Below are 21,199 nucleotides of genomic sequence, written 5' to 3' on the forward strand. Positions count from 1 at the left end.
CTCAGGAACATGCCTGAAGTCAGAAGGGAGTTCACAATATATTGATTAAACAAGAGGTTTTTATGCCAAAAATACTGATGAGTGCTTGTCTTCTTGGCGAAAAAGTTCGTTATGACGGTAGTGACTGTTTGCAAAATCATCCGCTGTTGCAGCAATGGCTTAAAGAGGGAAACATCATCACAATTTGCCCGGAAATGGCCGGGGGATTACCCACACCAAGACCGCCAGCTGAGATTCAAGATAAACAATCGGGTAGTGATGTATTAAAGAAAAATGCTTTAGTAAAAACCAATAATAATCAGGATGTTACTGAATTTTTTCTCAGAGGGGCACAAAAAGCACTGGAGTTAGTAAAGAAACATCAGATACGTGTGGCCATTTTAAAGGCTCGGAGCCCTTCTTGTGGCTCGGGGATGATTTATGATGGGACATTTTCACGTACGTTGATGCAAGGGGATGGCGTTACTACAGCGCTCTTGATGGAACATGGTGTGCAAGTATTTGATGAACATCATATTGATGAGGCATTAAATGCCGCATTATTAGGGTAAACCACAAGTGACCTTCAGTATTAAAAGTTCATAATTTATCTCTGTACATCACAAGCGGTTTATTTTACTAGGAGGGTTGGTAATGGAGTACAAGTGCCATAAATGTGGAATGGGAGTTAAAAATTTAACCTGCAGTAAATGCAATACACCATTAGTGAGTGATATGGTTAAAACGGATAAAGGCCATGTTCAAGTAGCAAAATGTCCTAATGGATGTGGGCAAATTAAATCACCTATATGTTGTGGCCATGATATGGTATGTTCAGATTAGTAAGAAAATTTATAGTTAGGGCACTTTGTAGCCGGATTAACGCAGCGTAATCCGGGCTACGAAACCCATTACCTTAAGGCAAACTTGCAAACAGATGGATTTGTAAGTTAAGAATAAACCCATATTTCATGCAATATTCTGCAGCATATTCGTGATTACGTTGATTTTTTTCCAGATTTAAAAGACCAGGTTCCCAAAAACTAACTACTTCGTTGATTTCAGATCGCTCTGCTAAGGTCAGATCACGCCCTTTATCGCGAATCGCTTGCGCACGCTGAGGTTCTTTTAGGTATCTATTCATGGGACTGACAAAGACTTGTTTTTTTGTTTTTTCGGCCCATTCATGCGCCCATTTGGGTATTTCACTATAGGGTGTATATTGATTATCATCGGGGGCTGACACGACAAATTTCAAATAATCAGCTCGTTCCAACATTTTGCTGTGAGGCTTCAGATATCGAATTATTTTACCCTCTTTTTCCAGACACTTAGGACTAACGACCAGAGTCGTGCATCGAGGAAGATCAGGAAGAATGGAAATACCATTGGATTCAATTTGAGTATGTTGAAAATAGGGTTGAGCTTTTTCTAAAAATGCAGATAAATTCTGTTGTAATGAAGGTTCCCCCCCAGTAATTACCAGGATCATTTTTTTATCAAGTCCTTGCGCCCAAGAAGGGGTAGCAAGATTACGTTTTTGAAAAAAAGCATGTATGACTGTATCTGCCTCTTCCAACAGGGAGTTAAAGTCAAGCCATTCGCCGGCATCAAAATAAGTATCACAAAAAGAGCACGCCAAATTGCATTTAGCTAATCGAATAAAATAGGCAGGATGCCCCCGAAATGGTCCTTCTCCCTGTAAGGTAAAAAAGCGACTGGTAACAAAGAGCTCATCGGATTTCGCGTCCTTAAAAAAAGATTTGCCTACTTTGTCATTCAATCCGAACATTAATTCACTTTTCCTGTATAAAATTTTTTCATATTATACTCTATTGCGTTTTAAATGGTAGACCGGATTCGCATGTGATGTAGGTTGAGCTTGGCCCAACTTACTCGATACAGGATTGTGATTAAGATAAAGTTGATTTTACCTCGTTTCATTTTTTAAAGATTGAATCAACGCGAAACGTTCAATTAAATTGATTTTTTCTGATGCTAATTGATATATTTTTGTAATTGTTTCCTGGCTAAGTTGATGAAATATCTGTTTTATTTCATTTTGTTGTGGCTGGGGTATGGGAGCATAACGATGTGAGCCAAGAATTTTTTTCATTGAATTTAAATCAATAGAATCAAAACAATAAAAATTATTGCGCGTATAAATTTTAAGAGGAAATGAGGCTTTTTTTATTTCAGAATTAAAATTCAATTTACGAAAAGACGGTTTATTCAAGTCAGGGCAATTTAATTCTTTATACCGTTTTATGAAGTTGATGCGATTGACATAGAAGAAATCTTTTGAAATTCCGCTGAGTTTCCTGTTTATGATAGAACAGTTAATCAAGGGAAGGCCAAAACCTACATAATTAATAAACAACAATTCAAATACACTTTCAATGTAATGCTCCATTTTGCGCTCATGATGGCTGAGCAATGCTTCATGAATAAAATGAAAGTCTAGCCCCTTCCAGGGTGCGGTATCATAATGTAGATACCAAAGGATATAATAAATTCCATCCCATGGTGAGGTGTAGTATCGCTCCGCTATTTTATTTTGTAACTTCCGAACCTCATGAACCAGAGAAGGGGTAATTATATATGGAATTCTTGGCTTTAAACAAACCGCCATGCCATTTGTTTTGTTATCACGAATGGCGAGTAACTCAATATTATGCACAGCAATCCTTATAAAATAGAGTAAAAATATCTTAAATAAGGGAATAACATTTTGAAGTTTAGTAAAGAAAATAGTGTTTTTCAAAAATTAAACACTTTTTTTATAAAATCCTTGTTTTTATGTTGCTCTTTTGACCCCCAATGATTTGCGTTTGGGGTATCAAAACACAAAAAGCAAAATGAGATAAGCTCATGTTGTCGACCTGGGTTACGATGGGAGATCCCTTACCCCACCTGGGGTGACGGCTAACTATTTTTGATAGCTGGAAACCAGTCGTATATTTATTAAATTGGGAATATGCTTCAATTGATCGCACAGCTTGGGTAGTTCTTCTTTGGGACCTGATATATCAATAAGGTTCACGGCAATTGGTCCACGGGATTTATTTTCCATTTGTTCAATATTGTATCCAAGTTTTGATATGTGCTGAGTGATCTTACCCATAGCCCCAGGGGTATTTTCATTAATCGCCAGTAAGCGGTAACAATTAGATACTTGAGTCGTAGAGAGGGATATATTGGGAAAGTTGATCGAATATTCAATGATTCCATATTCTAAATAATTGCAGATATTGCGGATCACCATTTCAGCCGCACTTTGCTCCGCTTCCTGAGTACTTGCTCCCAGATGGGGAAAGCATAAGACATTAGGGTGTCCTGCCAAATTAATGGTTGGAAAATCGGTGATATAGCCCATGAGACGCTTACTGGTCAATTGTTGTAAAATTGCTGCTTCACTTACTATTTGTTCGCGTGAAAAATTAAGTAGAAGTGTATGAGGTTTTACGAGGGCAATATTTTCCTCGTTGATTAAATGAGTGGTCGCAGAATTTAAAGGGATATGTAAAGTAATAATATCTGAATGAATAAGCAACTCATTCATATCCATTACTTTTTCAACTCCAGGCATCAATGCAAGTGCATTAGTTAGGGTCATATTGGTATCAAAACCTAATACGTTCATTCCTAAAGCCAGTCCAGCATTAGCTACTTTAACACCGATATTACCTAATCCTATGACGCCTAGCGTTTTACCTGAAATCTCATGCCCAATAAATTTCTTCTTTTTAGTTTCTATTTCTCGATTTAATAATTGATTGTCCTCTTTTGACAATTCGGTAATAAAAGTGCGGGTTTCATCTAAATGCCTATAGCCCATTATCATGGCAGCCATCACCAGTTCTTTGACGGCGTTGGCGTTTGCTCCAGGAGCATAAAATACTGGAATACCCAACTGGGTAAGAGCCTCGACAGGAATATTATCCGTGCCTGTGCCAGCGCGGGCTACTGCTTTTAAATTTTTGTCAAACTGATGATCATGCAATTTATGGGAACGCACAAGAATAACATCAGGATCAATGGGGTTAAGACCTAATTGATAAAGGTCAGGATGAAATAAACTTAAGCCTTGCGGCGATATATTATCAAGAACCTGAATAGTAAACATGGTCATTCCCCTTGATCAAAACAACAGAATTGTAAATATCTGTAAGTCCTTTTTCATAATAAGCATAGTCTTGTGACGATAATTGATTCAACTCGTTTTGCGTCAGCCCCAAAGGAATTATTGGGTAAAAGCTTGTAGAGCAAATATAAAAATTGGAATGCTTTTTCACCCACTCTTTGGGGCTTAGTCCAGCAAAACCAATAAATCGGGTAACTGTTTCTCGAGCCTCCCAGTCACTGACTCCATCCCCTACTAACAAGGAGTGTTCACCAGGCTTCAGTACGGAGGCGATTTCTACAGTTTTACCATTGCCTTGGGTCATATTGCTTTGTTCATCAAATCCTTGATAGTTCCCTTTTTCATCAAAATAAACGTCTACGGCCAGCACATGACTTGGAGGAATTCCTAACGTTTGGGCAAATGGAACCACTGCCGCTTTGATCCCTGCGGAAATAATATAAATTTTTTTATGTAAACGAAGCAATAATTGAATGAGATCCTGGGCTCCAGGAGCTGTATGTCGTTTATAGCATTCTGCCAGTTCCTCTACTTGTTTTTTTGTGGGTTGAACATAGGTCAATCGCTGTCGATAATCATCGAGTGTCATCCCGGTTTTTCCCATGCATCGTGCTGTAATTTGGTGTACTTCTTTGGCGACGCCATTCATCGTTGCCAGCACATTAATCCCCTCAATAAGGGAGAGGGTACCATCACAGTCAAAGAAAAAAGCATCAATAGGGACGTTTAAAGCCCAGGGATTTCTATTATCCATGAATAAGTTCCCCTTATTTTTAAACGTTAATTCAATTACTTAATAGTGACATAGATGTACTATAATCCATTTATTAAGGAGATTTCAATTTAGTTGATACGCGCCAATGCCTGGAACGTGTTTTGAACCTATAAAATAGACCCAGGGAAGAGTGCTTTATGTTAGAGATACTTACATCATTTATCATATCGCTTTTGATTGGTTTTCTGATCGGTATTGAGCGTGAGCGCAGCCATCCGGAAGGCGCGCAATTTATTGGTGTCAGAACATTCACCTTATTATCAATTCTCGGAACTTTAATTGCCACCCTTAACCAACCCGGGCTTACGGTGACTGCAAGTGCTTTTGTGTTTGCCATCTTACTGCTCAATTATTTTCAAATCAGCGCGAATCAGCGAAAGAACAGTAATATTGGTGCTTTAACAGAAATTACGGCAGGACTGATTTTTTGTCTTGGTTATATGGTGCCTCGCTTGCCTTTAGTAGCAATAACCCTGAGTGCTATTATCTTACTCATACTGATTGAACGAAAAAGACTTCATCTCTTGGCGCGGAAAAAATTCAAGCCCCATGAAATGGAAACGGTCATTGTATTGGTTATTTTTACTTTGGGTATTTTGCCGCTTCTTCCTGATCGTACGATTGATCCCTGGCAATTTTTTAATCCAAGAGCTTTTGGTTTATTGATTGCAACGGTCGGCGGGATTCAACTGTGTGGCTATGTGGCCATTCACCTATTTGGTGAACGTCTTGGTATCCCCTTAAGTGGTTTTCTGGGCGGACTAGTTTCGAGTACTGCTGTTTTTGCCCAAGTTCACAAGACCTTAAAGCGATACCCTCAGTCAGAACACGCTATTTTAGCTTCTGGTTTGCTTGCTACAGCGGCAATGCTTGTCGATGTGATTATTATCATTTTTGTCGCATCACCTGTCTTACTGGTTTCAATTCTTGGACCGCTCATTGCAATGATAAGCACAGGAATCCTATTTGCAGTCATTTTGCTTCATCATCAAAAAGAGGAAAAACATAATGTTATCTTATTAGAATCTCCCTTGAATTTATTATCTATTCTACGTACTTCAATTCTTATTGGGCTATTGTTAGTACTTGTAGCGATGGCGAAACGTATCATTTCCATCAATGGAGTTTTCTTGATTTCATTTCTGGGAGGGCTGCTTGAAATTCACGGTATTTCTTTAGCAACGGCCTTACTTTACTTGGGGGGAAAAGTGCAAATCGATCAAGCATGTTGGATGCTGTATGCTGCGATCGGAGCGAGTTTTATATCTAAAATAGTGCTTTTATGGAGCTTAACACCAAAGCGCTTTGCCTTACAATCTACGCTATTATTACTCGGAATGGTTCTCAGCGGTAGCCTCGTCTTTTGGTTTATATCCTGAGTACAAAAAGTCCCATTTTCCCTTTTTTAAGATTTTGAGTTTTCTGTACATCCTAAGCTCATTGACTAACAAATCATTGAACAAGTCTATACTTGAAATAATGATAGGTGCAGGAAAAGGAATACTCATGAATACCTATACCGCAGACATTCAACATCCGGTGACAATTCCCAGTAAAAATGTGTACCTGAATGGATTTTTATTTATCCCTGAAGAAGCTCAGGGACTGGTGATTTTTGTGCATGGAAGCGGAAGCAGTCGATTCAGTAGTCGTAATCAGTATGTGGCAAGTACCTTGAATGAGGGAAAATACGCGACCTTGCTCTTTGATCTGCTTACATCACAAGAGGACATCATTGATAATGTAACTCGTGAATTTCGTTTTGATATTCATTTATTAGCCTCTCGGCTTATTGATGTCATTCATTGGTGTACCAATGAATTAGCAGCATACCATTTTCCTATCGGTTTATTCGGGTCAAGCACAGGAGGTGGGGCAGCACTTGTCGCGGCAGCACAGGAGCCTAAGTGGATCCATGCGATAGTATCCCGAGGTGGCAGGCCTGATTTAGCCAGAAATTATTTACCTCAAGTCAAAACACCCACTTTACTTATTGTAGGGGGGTATGATGATGAGGTTATTGAATTGAATCAACAAGCGGTGTCCCAGATGAATTGCACTACCGAATTGAAAATAGTTCCTGAGGCAACCCATTTATTTGAAGAACCTGGAAAATTAAGCGAGGTAGCGGATCTGGCAAAAAAATGGTTTGACCAGTATTGTGTTGGATAAAATAACGTCATACTGCTCCGCAATCCCGAGCACGTTACGATGGAGATTTCTTGTGACGCTGAGATGCGTGATTTGAGGAGGCTTTTATGAATAGGGACGCGTTACAAAAGTTAATTGATACACTGGATAATTCAGTAATCCCTCTGGAAGCCCAAAACGAAAACTATGATGCGGTGCTAGAGCAATTAGCAAATGCTCGTTTTGTGATGATTGGTGAGTCAACCCACGGAACGCAAGAGTTTTATCAAGCACGCATTAAAATATCTCAACGTCTTATTAAAGAGCATGGTTTTATGGCAGTTGCGATTGAAGGGGATTGGCCTGATGTGCATCGTGTCCATCGTTATTTACAAGGTGAGGGAAGCGTCACTTCCAGTGAGCGGGCTCTGGATAATTTTCAGCGTTTCCCGGTTTGGATGTGGCGAAATACTACTCTTCCGCCCTTTTTGAGTTGGTTGCGTCAATACAATGACCAGTTACCAGCCGCTCAAAAAATTGGATTTTATGGCCTTGATTTGTACAGTTTAAATTCCTCCATGCAAGCAGTCATTGATTTCCTAAACAAAATCGACCCTGACGCAGCACAACGTGCAAAGCAGCGTTATGCGTGTTTTGATCATTTGAATCAGGATCCGCAAATGTATGGTTATTTAATCAATGCTGGAATCAAAAAGGCTTGCATCCATGAAGCAGTAGCCCAGTTAGTTGAATTACAGCATCGTGCGTTTGAATACCTGCACCGTGATGGGATAGCGGTTGAAGATGCCTACTTTTTTGCAACTCAAAATGCCCGGTTGGTGAAAAATGCAGAAAATTATTATCGCTCCATGTTAGAAGGAAGGGTTTCTACCTGGAATATCCGCGATCAACATATGGCAGAAACACTTAATGTGTTAGCTGATCATTTAGAAACCCGATTCAATCAACCGGCTAAAATCATTATCTGGGCACATAACTCACATGTGGGTGATTCACGGGCCACTGAGATGGGGGAGCGTCAGGAGTTTAACCTGGGGCAATTAGTACGAGAACAATATGATACGCATTCTTATTCTCTTGGGTTTTCGACTTATGAAGGCACGGTTATGGCTGCATCGGATTGGGGGCTGCCCGGAGAGAAAAAACAAGTACAGCCTGGGTTACCTGGAAGTTATGAGGAATTATTTCATCATCTAAAATACAAGAGTTTTTTCTTAAATTTATTAGATAATGAGAAACTCGAGCATTATTTAAACATTCCTCGTTTACAACGTGCTATAGGTGTGGTTTATCTGCCGAAGTCTGAACGTTACAGCCATTATTTTTTTACACAATTGCCTTATCAGTTTGATGGATTAATTCATTTTGATAAAACGAGTGCGTTACATCCTTTAAGCCAGGAACAGTTGATGACGCAATGAATGTTGCAGTTAAAAATCCCCTCACCCATTTGTGGGAGAGGGGTAGGGGTGAGGGTTCATTAATTGTGATTAATATCCTCATCCGCCTTGACGGACACCTTCTTCCCGTGGAGAGAGTGTTTCATGATAGGGGTTTTGTGCTGTAGCAAGGCTTCTATTCAATTTTCCTTAATATTCAATGCAACTAAATCCTCTTCATTCAATGTTTCTTTTTGCAATAACAAGGTTGCTCCTTTCTCTAAAATCTTGATGCGTTTTTTTATGATGGCCACGGCATTATCAAATGCAGATTGGATAATTTTGCGAACGGCGGTATCAATCTCACACGCAGTTTCTTCGCTAAATTCACGCTCGTTATGGGCTATAGGTGATTCCAGGAAGGTCGTGTGTTCTTTCTGATAGGTTACCGGTCCAAGTTCTTTATCCATCCCATAACGCATCACCATGCTGCGGGCAATATCCGTTGCTTTGGCGAGATCATCTGCTGCTCCAGTTGAATAGTGGCCAAAAATTACAAATTCAGCTGCTCTGCCTCCAAGAAGAACCATCATCTTATTTTTTAATTCTTCTTCGGTCATGAGATAGCGATCTTCAGTAGGGCGTTGAATGGTATAACCCAAACTGCCTATTCCGCGCGGAATAATTGAAACTTTATGCACTTGATCGACATTGGGTAAGGAGAGTGCGATTAACGTGTGGCCCATTTCATGATATGCCACCGCCTTACGTTCCTCAGGATTGAGCAAGCGGTTCTTTTTTTCTAAACCGGCTACAATGCGTTCTACAGCGTTAGTAAAATCATCCATACTCACCGAGTCGGCATTATGACGCGTGGCAAGTAAAGCCGCTTCATTAACCAGATTTGCTAAATCAGCACCAGAAAAACCAGGGGTTAAGGCTGCAATTTTTTCAGGATCAACATCCGGGGCTTGTTTTATTTTCTTCAGATGGACATTCAAAATCTCTATGCGGCCTTTTTTTTCAGGACGATCCACCAGTACATGACGATCAAAACGTCCGGCGCGTAATAATGCCGGATCAAGAATTTCCGGACGATTGGTTGCGGCAAGTAGAATTAATCCTTCACTGGCGTCGAAACCATCCATTTCGGACAACAACTGATTTAACGTCTGTTCCTTTTCATCATGCCCCCCAGTAACATAAGCACCACGAGCTCTCCCCAAAGCATCCAGTTCATCGATAAAAATAATTGCAGGGGCTGTTTCTCGGGCATGCGTGAAAAGATCCCGCACTCGCGCTGCTCCAACGCCAACAAACATTTCTACAAATTCGGATCCATTAATTGAAAAAAATGGCACTCCAGCTTCACCTGCTACGGCGCGTGCAAGCAGTGTTTTCCCTGTTCCGGGGGGCCAACTAAAAGCACTCCTTTAGGGATGTGAGCCCCTATACGGGTATAATGTTGTGGATTTTTGAGAAATTCGACCACTTCCATAAGCTCGGCTTTGGCTTCATCTACTCCTGCAACATCTTCAAAGGTCACATGCGTTTCTTTTTCCATATACACTTTGGCTTTACTTTTCCCAACATCTAAGACCCCACCAGCAGCTGAGCCCATACGTTTTAACAAAAAACTCCATAGTGCAAAAAAAAGCAGTGCAGGAATAATCCAAGATAACAGCAGGGTTATCCATTTATTTTCAGCTTGCCCATTAAATTTTACCTTTGCAGCTTCCAGAGTGGATACCAGAGAGGGATCATTAATACGTACGGTCGTGATTTGTGGTTCTTGACCACCATATTTTTTTATTTCATTTAATTTATCTTCAGGGAGTAAGCCTACCAAACCTTCAGTTTTCACATTTGCGGTAATGTAGCTTTCATCCAGTAGGACATTATCTAACTTATCTGCTTTTAAAAGAGTGATAAAATCGCTGTAAGCAATATTGACAGGATGTGAGGCGAAAAAAAAGTTCTGGAACAGGATGAACATCCAGAAAATCATCAGCACATACCAGAGCGACTGCCATTGTTTGTTTTCCACACGCCCCCCTGATTTAAGACTATTATTAACTCTTGCTAAATGAGTAGGAAAAACAACTGGTTTCATATAAGTATATACTAATGGAGAAATGATCATATTCTCATTGATATTAACAATTTCGTATTTTCTTATGCGGTCATGATTTCAAAAATTGATCAATCTCATTTTATCCCACCACTGTTTCATGCATCTTAATGCTTAATTATATAAAATACTCTTTATGTTGAATATATGATCTAATAGAATTATAATTAATCTAATGGGTTTTTATTTGGGCATCAATTATGGAAGGAAAAGTAGATGATAAGGTCGTTCCACCGAGTACGCCGAAGTATGTTCTAGATTATCCTAATAAAGATGATATTTCTGTCTTTTTCAATTACGTGAAGAACGAAAGCGCGATGGCAGAAATTTATTTTGAAAATGAAGATGTGGAAAAATTAGAGGATGATACGGTTGAGCTATTTAACAAAAATGGAAAATTGCTCCATAAAGATGGCAAGAGATGTGATTTAATGCTTGTTTTGCGAGATAATGGCAAGGTTATTGGTTTTATCGAATTAAGGCTAATCCAAAATTCAGAAGATATGTCCCAATTATATAGTCTATTTGTAAGTAAAGATTATCGCTGTAAAGGACTTGCTAACTTCATGATGGTGCTGGCTTTTAATTTTTTCGTAAATACAAGGCAGACGCAAATGTCCGTCAGTCCAACAGCAGACTCCCTTGCCGTTTATAATAAATTTGCTTTTTATCCACCAGATCTTGATGATATTGGGATAAGCGACTGGTTTCAAAAAACAGAGAAGGAAAGGCTTGATGAGTTAGAAGACTCACCTTCCAAGTATCTTCTATTGGATTTAGGAAAAGAATCCTGTAAGCACGCTTTTAAAAATCATTGTGCCAAAGCTTTGCAAAATGTTCTCAAATTTGAGATGTCGAAAAATTTAAAAGAAGATTTAAACATTAATGTATTGGGCTGGAGAAAAAAAGCAAGTGCCCCCACTTTATTATCGAAAAGTGATTTGGCAGTTTTAAGTACCCCGGAAGCTAATAAAAAAAGAAAAGCCGAAGTCGAAGTTGTAGTTGAAGAGGATATTCAATCTGAAGCGGCATTAGCTTCAGGATCTGACAAGAAAATCCGGTGAAAAAAATAGGTCATCAGTAATGCCTCAATTTGATATTTTTTTCGGGTGATGTCTATTGTCAGTATAGACCTGTAATTATTCCAGCCCTTAGAACATCCCAATACCATATTTGAATAAATAACTGTGCCGAGGTTGCAAGCAACGTTGCTGATAAGGCTATCCCATAAGCTGCTGCCAGATTATCTGATTTTCCAAATCCAATAGTAAGACCCACTGTTGTTCTTATAAGAAGCCAGTTAGCAATCCCCGATATCGATTTGTCCTGATCTTTCAGATGAGGTCTGTATAATGCGTAATCTGGGTAGCTATCTAACTGAATTGCCTGACGGGCTTTTCCAATGCCTAATCAAGTAATCTGGTGTATTCGGTCCTCGTTAATACTTGGAGTTGAGGAGTCTATAGTACTTGTAATTCCTTCAGTAACAATGGAGATTAACGGTACTAAATTTTTTTCAGCACAACACGCTAATTTTTTTCTTGTTTTTTTATATTCTTCCGAGTAAAAAACTGCGGCATCATTATGTTCATAACAGTCAAGTAACCATTGCAGGTCATGTCGCGTTATTGAAGAAAAGAAAAGCAGATTTGGCCAAGATGATGTTCCTAATAAATCAATTTGTTCCTTTAGATGAACTGCAATTTTTGCCCTTAATTGATTGACCAGTGAGACAGGCGTTTTTTTTTCTTGAGCAATTTTATAGAGGATAATGCATTGATTCTGGTTCATTAACGTAATTAATCTATTTTGCAAGTGCTCATTCAAACTAAAAAATAATGTTTGATATTTTTTCTCGGTTAACCAACGCTCCTCTTTGGCCGCTACACAAAGACGCAAGAGATAACGCCCTTTATCTTCATCCGCAGTGAGTGGGTCATATTCATCGAGTAGGAGCAATTGCCTTAATGCAGTAAAGAACTCAAGTACTGCATCGGGTGAGGGTCGATTTTCCTTGTTCTTTTCGCCCATTTGCAGAATAAATTTTTTTATCAGCTCACAAATAAATGGGCTCGGTTTGTTATCAAAATGCTCAAAGAGACCTTCGCTACAAAAACCAAGCTCCCGAAATGCCCTAATGAGTTTATCTGACTTCATATGTGGATTATTATTTCTGAATTCAATTATTTTTTTTAGGGGATTTTTCGCACCAAAGACACTCAATAAAAGCGGTGCTAATGCAAAAAAATCACTCGATTCAGAATAGTCGCCTTGAAGTATTTCACAGGCGATATGTTCAGGAGTCCCTTGAGGGATTTGCGGTCTTCGAATTATGGGTTTGGCATAATCGAGATCCAAGTAAGACACCTCAAATTTATATCTTTTTTCTTCAGCATCCATGATGGCATTCATTTTTATTTTGACATTCTCACCATGGATGTCACCATGAACAATGGGAGGGCCGCTGGTATTGTTATAATGAAGGTGGTTCAGTCTTAGAATTAATTGCCAAGACACATCGACCGCTTGAAAAAAAGTTAATTGATTTAGTTCCGGATTGTCGCTGGAATCTGGGTAAATATGAAACCCATCAATATAATCCATGATAAGCACATCCCGGCCTTCGATATTTAAGAGCGCTTTCTGTGACGCATAAAATTGAAAAGGAGACGGATGTTGTCTGTCGTCATAAAGCTTTATTGATACCGGCTTTTTTTCATCAATGATAAGCTCTTCTTTATTAACGCGCCGCGGTTTGAAATCAATAGGCTCATTGTGGATCAATGTACATTGATGTCCCATATAAACCGAATGGCCTAACTCCTGGGAAAAATCACAGGCATAATACACCACCGTTCCATTGAGTTGTGTCACTGGAAATAAGGTAAAGGATGATGATTTTTTATCTTTTCCTTTATTGGTCATTAATCAATATGCCTTTTAGAATGTGGATGAATCAGGCGCTTTTGCCATTCGCCATTTTGGTTCAATCTTATTTATAAACCGTCTCCATTTAACCATGATATTTTAGTTTGTTCATGAAATAAATCGAACTTATTGTCTATAATAATGTTTAGATGATTATTATTTGGTCTTGTGTACTATACTTTACCTATTCCTGGATCAAAAAAATAGTCATTTTTCTCATTTTATGCAATATGCGGTTGCATTATTTTTACAAACCGCTTAATAGTTCGTTAACTATAAAGGGGTATGATTAAAGTATGATCTAATCGAGTGCATGTCAAACACCTGTTTTGAACATGTACTTCTATCATAAATCCTTAGGGGGAGATGATATGTTTTCTAAAAGTACTGAACCAAATCAACGAAAATCACTCATAAAAACAAATCACTTCGCAAAGGCGTACACTGAAATCAGTAATCAATTGAATGGACTCGAAGTGGGTACTTCACGAGAAAACAGTTTAAAGAGACTGAATCAAGAAATAATCAAAATAAAGAAGGATGAAACATTATCTGATGATGCCAAAATTGTTGCACTCCTGGATGTTTTTGTGAGTGAATATGCTCTGATTTCAAAATCTTTTGGTGGCTCAAATAGTGGCTTAGGTAAGTTTATTAGACAATTTTGTGCACAAAATTTTGGTGTCAAGTTAGGTCCTGAATCAACTATTTATATCAAATCAGATGGTTTGATAATGCAAATCTTAAATGCTCAAGGTATAAAATCTTCAGAGAAAGACAGTTTATTACCACCTATTCGAAGGAGAGCAACTGAAGTGGGTCATGTCTCGAAAAGTGCTCCAGTGCTAGGAAAATACGAAGAACCAAAGCCTAGAGTCAGTCCTTCGTTAGATCATGTCGAAACGTCCCGAGAGCAAATAGGCCAATTTACCTTACGTAAAAATGCTGAATTTACTCGATTAGGCAGTATGTTTGGCGACAAACAATTCTGCTATGCAGAAAAACCGAGTGGAGTAGAGCCAGGATTTAGGGCAATTGATATAGATGAATTATTTTTTCTAGAACTGGATAAACTTTTATCTCATGATCGTTTGCCATCTATTCAACAAGTTCCAGATGTGCAAAAACTCGAAGACTTGAAGGAACTTTTGAGTAAAGAAAAGGATTTGCACCAAAAGCAAATTATTTTTTCAATTTTTATCAGCAGTCACATAAAAGGACCTCATGCTAAGGGAGTAATGACTCCTTGTATCCAATGGCTTTGCGGTGAAGTGAAAACGGCTGTTGCTAAGAACAATCAGTTAAGCGCCTGGATGTATAAACTGGATTATGCAGAGGGGCAAAAAGACAGAATCAAAGCGAATAAAGAAGCTCTGAGAGAATTTGTTGGTACTCGTTTTGCGGGAATTTTTAGTGCCCAAAATCAAAGGCAGGAAATTGTTTGGATCAATAAAGGTAAAGGCGAAGTTCATGCTGTATTGGCTTGTGGCTGGAAAAATGGATTAAAAGAACTAACTCACTTTCTATATGGCGGTTCTGAGCCTGATTACAATGGTGTATTGGTTGAGGATAAGAATGCAGCAGTTAAGTACTCTAAATATATTTTGGGCTTAGCTAAGAATTTGATTTTTGGTATTGGCGTTGGCGATCGCGATGGTATAGGTAAGGAAGCACAAAATAAAGGTTTTGCAGATGAGGCTTTTTATGGTTTTGACTATGGTAAACCTTATGAAGGAGAGGGCGTAGCAGCAAGTTTAAGTGATGATTTTTCATTTGAAGACAAATTTGCTAAAGCTCCTGCACTATTTAGAAGCTCTTCAACGATTGGTTTTGCCCGTCATTTTATGTATCGAAACTACAGCGTTTTCTATGACACTGCCTTGTCTGAACGCATGGAGGGAGTTCATTTACTCAGAAAAATGATTACTGGAGAAAATCCCAGTGAAGAAGTAATAAATAGTTATCCTGGGCTAAGGGAAGAATTAAAACGAATTCAAGAAAAAACTCCTTCCCCTGAAGAATTGTTAAGTTCCTTAGGAAGGCTTAGAGAGCAAAGCCAGGAGGGGAGCCATTTACAGGCTTTAATCGATGCACAAATTATAGAACTATGCTCAGGGAAACTATCTACTTTTGATTTATATTTTAGTCAAATAAAAATAGATTTAATTGACATGGGGATCAAAAACGAGATGCATGATGCAGAACTTGCTGATTACCTTGAGTTTATTGATGGAATGGCAGCAACTGCGAGGAACAGCAACCAACATATATTAGCCACGTTCCAACAACGAATATTATTAACTGCCCAGGAAATTGATCTGCTTGATCATCTAGAGAAATATTTTTCCCCTGCTTCGGTGATGTCTCATGATGGTGAAGTTTTTCTAAATACGATGCGTTTTGATCCCCCAAGTAGCAGAATTCCCTTTCAATTAAAAAAGGAAGCCAATGGGACTTATACCCTAACTACAACCAATAAAAATATTGCCGGCCAATTCAAGGATGAGTTTGGGCTTGAGTGCAAACAAAGTGACGAGGGATTAAGTTGTAATATCAATGCTGATGCACTGAGTCAACTCATAAAAAATGCAGAGGTAAAGTACCATCAAAAAAGGGATGAATTGTTGATTAGACCCACCTATAAATTCATAACCTTACCTAATTTGCGCGCTGTCCTGAGCCAAGATAATAGGCCTCGAGATCCTAAAGTCGATCTGAGTTATTTATGGCGTGAGGATAACAGTTTGTCTCTGAAGGTCATTGCAAAAACAAAGCAACAAGCAGAGCAAGTATACGATTTATTTGGAATAAGAGTTGCGGTGAATGAAGCACAACTGATTGAAGTTCCAGCTGCGAATCATGCTGAATTTCAAAGACGGATTGAAAAACACTGCGAGCAATTGACGAAAGTTTCACAAGAGATTGAGCTGAGAGATATAGGGTCAAGAGATTCTGTAATTTCCGCGCTATCCCAATCTAAAAAGGAAAGTGTTCCAGCTGCATCGGATAAGTGGAAGGAGCTCCACGGAAAAGAAGAGATGACAATTCCAGAAACTTTATCGCCAACAGAACTATTAATCAAACGTATACAGGAGCTTGAGCTTGAAGAGGGAACCAGGGAAAAAGTTATCAATGTCATTGAGGAAGTCACTGAGCCCAAAATAATTCAACAATTGCTGTCCTACAATAATCAAACTTTATCCGCACCTGCTAATCTCGAAGCGATTAAGAGCGAACGATTTTCAGAGGTGAGAAAGATCGAAGATGAAGATAAAGAGATTGGAATAAGGGCTTCCCAAGCGAGAGTGAGACAAAATTTAAATTAATGATAGGGCTGCTTGCACCAGGTCATAGCTCATAATAATGGTTTGAAAAAAGTGGTTGAAAACCAATACGTTGATACAGATTTAGACCTGCTTTTGATGCTTCTAAAAAGCAGTTTTGTACTTTCAACGCTAAAGCATTTTTTAACGCATAAGCCATCATGGCACTTGCAAAGCCACGCTTTTGAAAGTTAGGAAGTGTGGCTAGATCATCGATGCGGGCAAGATGCCCCTTGACGGTTAATGTCATGGATACAACCGCTTCGCCTGCGAGGAATCCCGAAAAATGGTAAATACCTTTGCATTTTTTCAATGCCTCGGCATGTCTTAGAGTATAAATCTGAGTAATTTCCGGGGTTGATTGAAAACCATGAATCAGGGGAATACTCCAGGTATCTAAATCGTCATTCATTAATTTAAATTCAAGTTCGACGTCAGCAGCTTGCAGATTATTCGACAAAAGATCAAATACCATCCCCACACCGGTATCGACTAATTTATAATCTGGAGGTAATCGACATTCGTTCTTTGATAAACCAGGTGTTTTTTCAGGAATGATCAGTGCCCAAGGTATATTTTTTTGGGTGAAGTATGATTTACATTGCTCCAAATCTTTTAAAAAGTGCTCATTGATTTGGATGACAAAAGCAGGATTAAGCCCTGATGCAAGTACTCCGGTTTCAAATGCAGCTATTGTTTGATAATCAAGATAACTTAAGCTTACGAGAGAAAAAAAGTGCTTTTCAATTTCATGAAAATCATTAATCAGTTGCATTAAAATAGGCCCAAGCAGTAATTTTTGCTGCATTATAACAAACTATCAACAGGATACTATGCATCATTGGGTCTTAATTTTTTGTAATCATTTCGCTGACTGTCTGCTGCGAATAAGCAGGACAGGTATGGACGCATTGCGAATAACTCCTTCTGCAACGCTGCCTAATAACAAATGCTGAAAACCTCGTCGACCATGAGTTCCAACGACAATCAAATCGGCTGGCCATTTTTTTGCTGCTGCAATAATTTTATCTGCAACTGTTTCTTGCGCTGAATCAATTTCAAGTAATTGTGCATCACAATCTGCACTGCGCTCCCGGGCAATTGTTTGCATCTTGCTCAAAAATTTGTGGCCGTATTCTTTAAATGAAGCTTCCAGTTTTTCATAATCTACTCCGGTTCCTACAAATGGGGCATAAAACTCATTGGTTATATGCACAATGAGTAATTTTGCATGATGTATTTTGCTTAACTCAATGGCTTCATTGAAGGCATGCATTGATGTATCACTGTCATCAATCGCAACTAAAATTTTTTGATACATTTCTATTTCCTTATAAAAGTAATAAGTTCTACTCAACTAAGCTATCTTACCTATAATCTAGAGTGAAACATAGATAGAATGATTTTATTATAACCTGAGTTTTTCTGTCCTTTATGAAAAGGCTATTCTATATATAAAGAAATAAAATGAATTATTTTTTGAATAAAAACGGCATGAGGCAATAATGACTACGAATTCCGAAATTCTGTTTACCCCATTTAAATTGAGAGACCTTACTGTAAAAAACCGTATCGTCATGGCTCCACTCACACGAAATCGTTCAATACATGGAATTGATACTCCTTCAGAACTGAATGCCACCTACTATGCACAACGTGCAGACGCAGGTTTAATCATTGCTGAGGCAACACAAATTTCTCCTACTGGCAAAGGATACGCTTGGACGCCTGGAATCTATTCTCAGGAACAAATTGCTGGATGGAAATTGGTAACGGATGCGGTTCATGCACGTGGCGGGGCAATTTATTTGCAACTTTGGCATGTAGGAAGAATTTCACATCCTTCTCTTCAACCAGGAGGTATTGCTCCCGTTGCTCCTTCTGCTATTCCAGCAACCGGACAACGCACATTTATTGAAAATGGCACCTTTGTCGAGGTTGGCGCACCACGTGCATTAAAGCTAAGTGAAATTCCAGGTATTATCGAAGATTATCGAATTGCTGCAAGGAATGCAATTTTAGCTGGGTTTGATGGGGTTGAAATTCATGCTGCGAATGGATATCTCATTCATCAATTTTTGTGTGATGGTACCAATCTTCGGACTGACCAATATGGCGGTTCGATTACGAATCGACTGCGTTTTGCATTGGAGGTGACCAGTGCGGTTGTTTCTGAAATTGGTGCCCATCGAACAGGAATACGCATTGCACCAGTAAGTCATGCCAATGGCGTTACCGATACGTCACCTGGAGCCGTTTTTTTTCCCCTTGTCCAGGAGCTGAGCCGATTCAATTTGGCTTATGTCCATGTTATTGAAGGAGAAACTCAAGGACCACGCGACTTTTATGGTTTTGATTTCCATGCATTACGAAAAGCATTTGATGGTCCCTGGATGGTGAATAATGGGTATAATTTAGAAATGGCAGTTGAAGCGATTGCAAGTGGTTACGCTGATCTCATTGCTTTTGGACGGTATTTTATTTCCAATCCTGATCTGGTAGCGCGATTTAAAAGGAATGCACCATTGAATGAATTGGACCGCACGACTTTATATGGAGGTAGTGGAAAAGGATATACTGATTATCCCTTTTTGCAGTGAAACTCAATCAATGAAGATGAAATAAGATGATGCTCAAACAATTGCTACTGATTCTCTTTATTTTTATTTTAATTTTCGTATTGTCTTTTTCATTACAGCGTTATTTCATTTATTTTCCATCCTCGGAGCAGCCTGATCGGAACGCTTTTGAAGCAGAAGATATGCAACTCATTGAAATTCCTGTTGCCCATGGATTGACTTTAAATTCTTGGTACAAACCTTCTGTGGATAAGAAACCGACGATACTTTATTTCCATGGCAATGCAGGTCATATTGGTTATCGTATGTATTTGGTTCGCCAATTTTTATCAGAAGGTTTTGGCGTGTTATTGCTCGAATACCGCGGATATGGTGGCAATCCTGGAAAACCAACCGAATCCGGTTTGTACCAGGATGGTCGAGCAGCCATGAAGTTTTTACAGCACCAGGGAATCGAGACCGAGAATATCGTGCTTTATGGCGAATCATTAGGAACTGGGGTTGCGACACAAATGGCAACAGAATTTCCGGTATGTGCTCTGGTTTTACAGTCTCCTTATACGTCTTTCACCGCGCTGGCTCGATTTCATTATCCTTGGTTATTCATGCCATTAAGGGATAAGTATGATTCTTTATCACGTATTCAAAAAATTCATACCCCTGTTTTAATGTTGCATGGGAAATTGGATCAAATTGTGCCTTATGAGCAAGGTGTTGTTCTCTTTAATCATGCCAATCAACCTAAAAAATGGATTGAATTTTCCGATAAAGGACATCAGGATTTATGGAGTCCCCATTTCGCCCACAGTGTAATGCATTTTATTAATTCTTATTGTGTTCCTACAAAATAAGGGTTATTTCCGTATATATGTGTGTCCATGACCGTGTCCGAAGAAAATAGTAATTATGTATGGTGCGAATTTTTCGGGTTGCACCATTACAAAAGTATCAGTGGTCCTTCCCTCTCAATTAATGAACAAAATATTTACAAGAATCCGTTTATCGATTAAGATCTCCTATAGGCTTCATGGGACGCCTATACCCACGAAAGAGGATCTCACCCTGGTTATTAATTGATTTATAATTATTCATTAACCTTTTTGTTGCTAGAAAAGTGGGTGTCTGGCAGAGAGCAAAGGGGATTCACATGAATAAACCACATACTTCATTTCGCGTTGAAGAGTATAAAATTCAAGCGTCTATTTTATTAAAATCGTTGTATTCTACAAATCACACAATCGCTCAAAAAGCGGCTCAACGTTTTCAAAATTTGCCTGAGTTTGGCAATTTTTCTCTTGAGGAACTAAGAAACGCGAATGTGAAGCGTAAACATGCACTTACAGTGATTGCAATGGGAACGGGTTTTAAATCCTGGAGTGATTTGAAGTGCCAATTGCCTTTTATTCGTGGCGGATTTTTGAATCATTGGTTTGCCCATTATGCGGAAGCTAAAATATATCAGCGCTCACAAGGAGGCTTTTTATTGCCATTTAAAAATCAATTTTTTATTTGTGATGCAGACTACATCCGCAATCTTGGTTTTAATCCCGAGGATCAGGATTGGAACTCTATTGGCTATGACTGGGTGAACCCGGAAAGTAAGGCAGCATGGCAACGATTGTATAAAAAATGGATGGTCATCCAGCAACAAGGATAAAATATACGAAAAATCCCCTCGCCCACTTGTGGAAGAGGGGAAGGAGTGAGGGTTCATTAACCACAATCTATAACCTAATCCGCCCAAAGGGCATCTTCTTCCCCAGGGAGAAAAGATATTACACTTCACTGAATATCAGGGGCCCCTCTTGCA

Annotated in this window: 20 protein-coding genes; 10 read left to right on the plus strand and 10 right to left on the minus strand. The window is 38.9% G+C overall.

The features are described from left to right. The first annotated feature begins 62 nt into the window (after positions 1-62). The gene (locus EL022_RS07195; RefSeq protein WP_028382345.1) at positions 63-551 is read left to right on the plus strand and encodes a 2-thiouracil desulfurase family protein; all 489 of its coding nucleotides are present in this window, start codon (positions 63-65) and stop codon (positions 549-551) included. 82 nt (positions 552-633) lie between these two features. Then, complete coding sequence (locus EL022_RS07200; RefSeq protein ID WP_028382344.1) at positions 634-822, plus strand: hypothetical protein; 189 nt, start codon at positions 634-636, stop codon at positions 820-822. A gap of 73 nt (positions 823-895) precedes the next feature. Here the strand turns inward: EL022_RS07200 and EL022_RS07205 are convergent, their stop codons facing one another. From EL022_RS07205 to EL022_RS07220, 4 genes are all read right to left on the minus strand, one after another. Beyond that, a complete protein-coding gene (locus EL022_RS07205; RefSeq protein WP_028382343.1) occupies positions 896-1,771 on the minus strand; it encodes a 7-carboxy-7-deazaguanine synthase QueE in 876 nt (291 codons plus the stop codon). Between the two features lie 138 nt (positions 1,772-1,909). Further along, positions 1,910-2,659, minus strand: coding sequence for a hypothetical protein (locus EL022_RS07210; RefSeq protein WP_028382342.1), 750 nt, complete (start codon positions 2,657-2,659; stop codon positions 1,910-1,912). A gap of 249 nt (positions 2,660-2,908) precedes the next feature. Further along, positions 2,909-4,105, minus strand: coding sequence for a 3-phosphoglycerate dehydrogenase family protein (locus tag EL022_RS07215; RefSeq protein WP_028382341.1), 1,197 nt, complete (start codon positions 4,103-4,105; stop codon positions 2,909-2,911). Further along, entirely contained in the window at positions 4,083-4,877 is a 795-nt protein-coding gene (locus tag EL022_RS07220) for an HAD-IB family phosphatase (protein ID WP_028382340.1), read from the minus strand. Before EL022_RS07220 ends, EL022_RS07215 begins: the two co-directional genes overlap by 23 nt. Positions 4,878-5,035: 158 nt before the next feature. Between EL022_RS07220 and EL022_RS07225 the strand changes: the two genes are divergently transcribed. The 3 genes from EL022_RS07225 (at position 5,036) to EL022_RS07235 (ending at position 8,470) form a co-directional block, all read left to right on the plus strand. Next, positions 5,036-6,277, plus strand: coding sequence for an MgtC/SapB family protein (locus EL022_RS07225; protein ID WP_028382339.1), 1,242 nt, complete (start codon positions 5,036-5,038; stop codon positions 6,275-6,277). A 127-nt stretch (positions 6,278-6,404) separates the two neighbouring features. Continuing rightward, entirely contained in the window at positions 6,405-7,070 is a 666-nt protein-coding gene (locus EL022_RS07230; protein ID WP_028382338.1) for a dienelactone hydrolase family protein, read from the plus strand. An 86-nt stretch (positions 7,071-7,156) separates the two neighbouring features. Continuing rightward, the gene (locus tag EL022_RS07235) at positions 7,157-8,470 is read left to right on the plus strand and encodes an erythromycin esterase family protein (protein ID WP_028382337.1); all 1,314 of its coding nucleotides are present in this window, start codon (positions 7,157-7,159) and stop codon (positions 8,468-8,470) included. A 158-nt stretch (positions 8,471-8,628) separates the two neighbouring features. On the opposite strand, the gene EL022_RS16820 is transcribed toward EL022_RS07235, so the two are convergent. Together EL022_RS16820 and EL022_RS16825 are read right to left on the minus strand one after the other, a co-directional pair. Beyond that, complete coding sequence (locus tag EL022_RS16820) at positions 8,629-9,789, minus strand: ATP-dependent metallopeptidase FtsH/Yme1/Tma family protein (protein ID WP_277873330.1); 1,161 nt, start codon at positions 9,787-9,789, stop codon at positions 8,629-8,631. 14 nt (positions 9,790-9,803) lie between these two features. Further along, entirely contained in the window at positions 9,804-10,571 is a 768-nt protein-coding gene (locus EL022_RS16825) for an ATP-dependent metallopeptidase FtsH/Yme1/Tma family protein (RefSeq protein ID WP_277873331.1), read from the minus strand. A 188-nt stretch (positions 10,572-10,759) separates the two neighbouring features. Between EL022_RS16825 and EL022_RS07245 the strand changes: the two genes are divergently transcribed. Next, on the plus strand, positions 10,760-11,623 hold the full coding sequence (locus EL022_RS07245; RefSeq protein ID WP_081776914.1) for a GNAT family N-acetyltransferase: 864 nt from the start codon (positions 10,760-10,762) through the stop codon (positions 11,621-11,623). Positions 11,624-11,681: 58 nt separating this feature from the next. Here EL022_RS07245 and EL022_RS07250 read toward each other — a convergent pair whose 3' ends face one another. Then, positions 11,682-11,963, minus strand: coding sequence for a KUP/HAK/KT family potassium transporter (locus EL022_RS07250; RefSeq protein WP_126325146.1), 282 nt, complete (start codon positions 11,961-11,963; stop codon positions 11,682-11,684). 6 nt (positions 11,964-11,969) lie between these two features. After that, positions 11,970-13,484 carry a protein kinase domain-containing protein gene (locus EL022_RS07255; protein WP_028382335.1) on the minus strand — a complete coding sequence of 505 codons (1,515 nt, stop codon included), beginning with the start codon at positions 13,482-13,484 and terminating at the stop codon, positions 11,970-11,972. 374 nt (positions 13,485-13,858) lie between these two features. Here EL022_RS07255 and EL022_RS07260 point away from each other — a divergent pair, with 374 nt between their 5' ends. After that, entirely contained in the window at positions 13,859-16,813 is a 2,955-nt protein-coding gene (locus EL022_RS07260) for a hypothetical protein (RefSeq protein ID WP_028382334.1), read from the plus strand. Positions 16,814-16,835: 22 nt separating this feature from the next. Here EL022_RS07260 and EL022_RS07265 read toward each other — a convergent pair whose 3' ends face one another. Further along, positions 16,836-17,618 (minus strand): GNAT family N-acetyltransferase, encoded by a 783-nt coding sequence (locus EL022_RS07265; protein WP_241972267.1) that lies wholly within the window; start codon positions 17,616-17,618, stop codon positions 16,836-16,838. 54 nt (positions 17,619-17,672) lie between these two features. After that, positions 17,673-18,131: a universal stress protein gene (locus tag EL022_RS07270; RefSeq protein WP_028382332.1), complete on the minus strand. Its 459-nt coding sequence runs from the start codon at positions 18,129-18,131 to the stop codon at positions 17,673-17,675. A gap of 184 nt (positions 18,132-18,315) precedes the next feature. Here EL022_RS07270 and EL022_RS07275 point away from each other — a divergent pair, with 184 nt between their 5' ends. The 3 genes from EL022_RS07275 to EL022_RS07285 all read left to right on the plus strand — a co-directional run bounded on the left by EL022_RS07275 (position 18,316) and on the right by EL022_RS07285 (position 21,046). Beyond that, positions 18,316-19,410: an alkene reductase gene (locus EL022_RS07275; protein ID WP_028382331.1), complete on the plus strand. Its 1,095-nt coding sequence runs from the start codon at positions 18,316-18,318 to the stop codon at positions 19,408-19,410. 29 nt (positions 19,411-19,439) lie between these two features. Beyond that, positions 19,440-20,240, plus strand: a complete 801-nt coding sequence (locus EL022_RS07280) for an alpha/beta hydrolase (RefSeq protein ID WP_028382330.1) — start codon at positions 19,440-19,442, stop codon at positions 20,238-20,240. A 296-nt stretch (positions 20,241-20,536) separates the two neighbouring features. Further along, a complete protein-coding gene (locus tag EL022_RS07285; protein WP_028382329.1) occupies positions 20,537-21,046 on the plus strand; it encodes a hypothetical protein in 510 nt (169 codons plus the stop codon). Positions 21,047-21,199: the final 153 nt, after the last annotated feature.

This window comes from Legionella cherrii, assembly GCF_900635815.1.
Classification (GTDB): Bacteria; Pseudomonadota; Gammaproteobacteria; order Legionellales; family Legionellaceae; genus Legionella; species Legionella cherrii.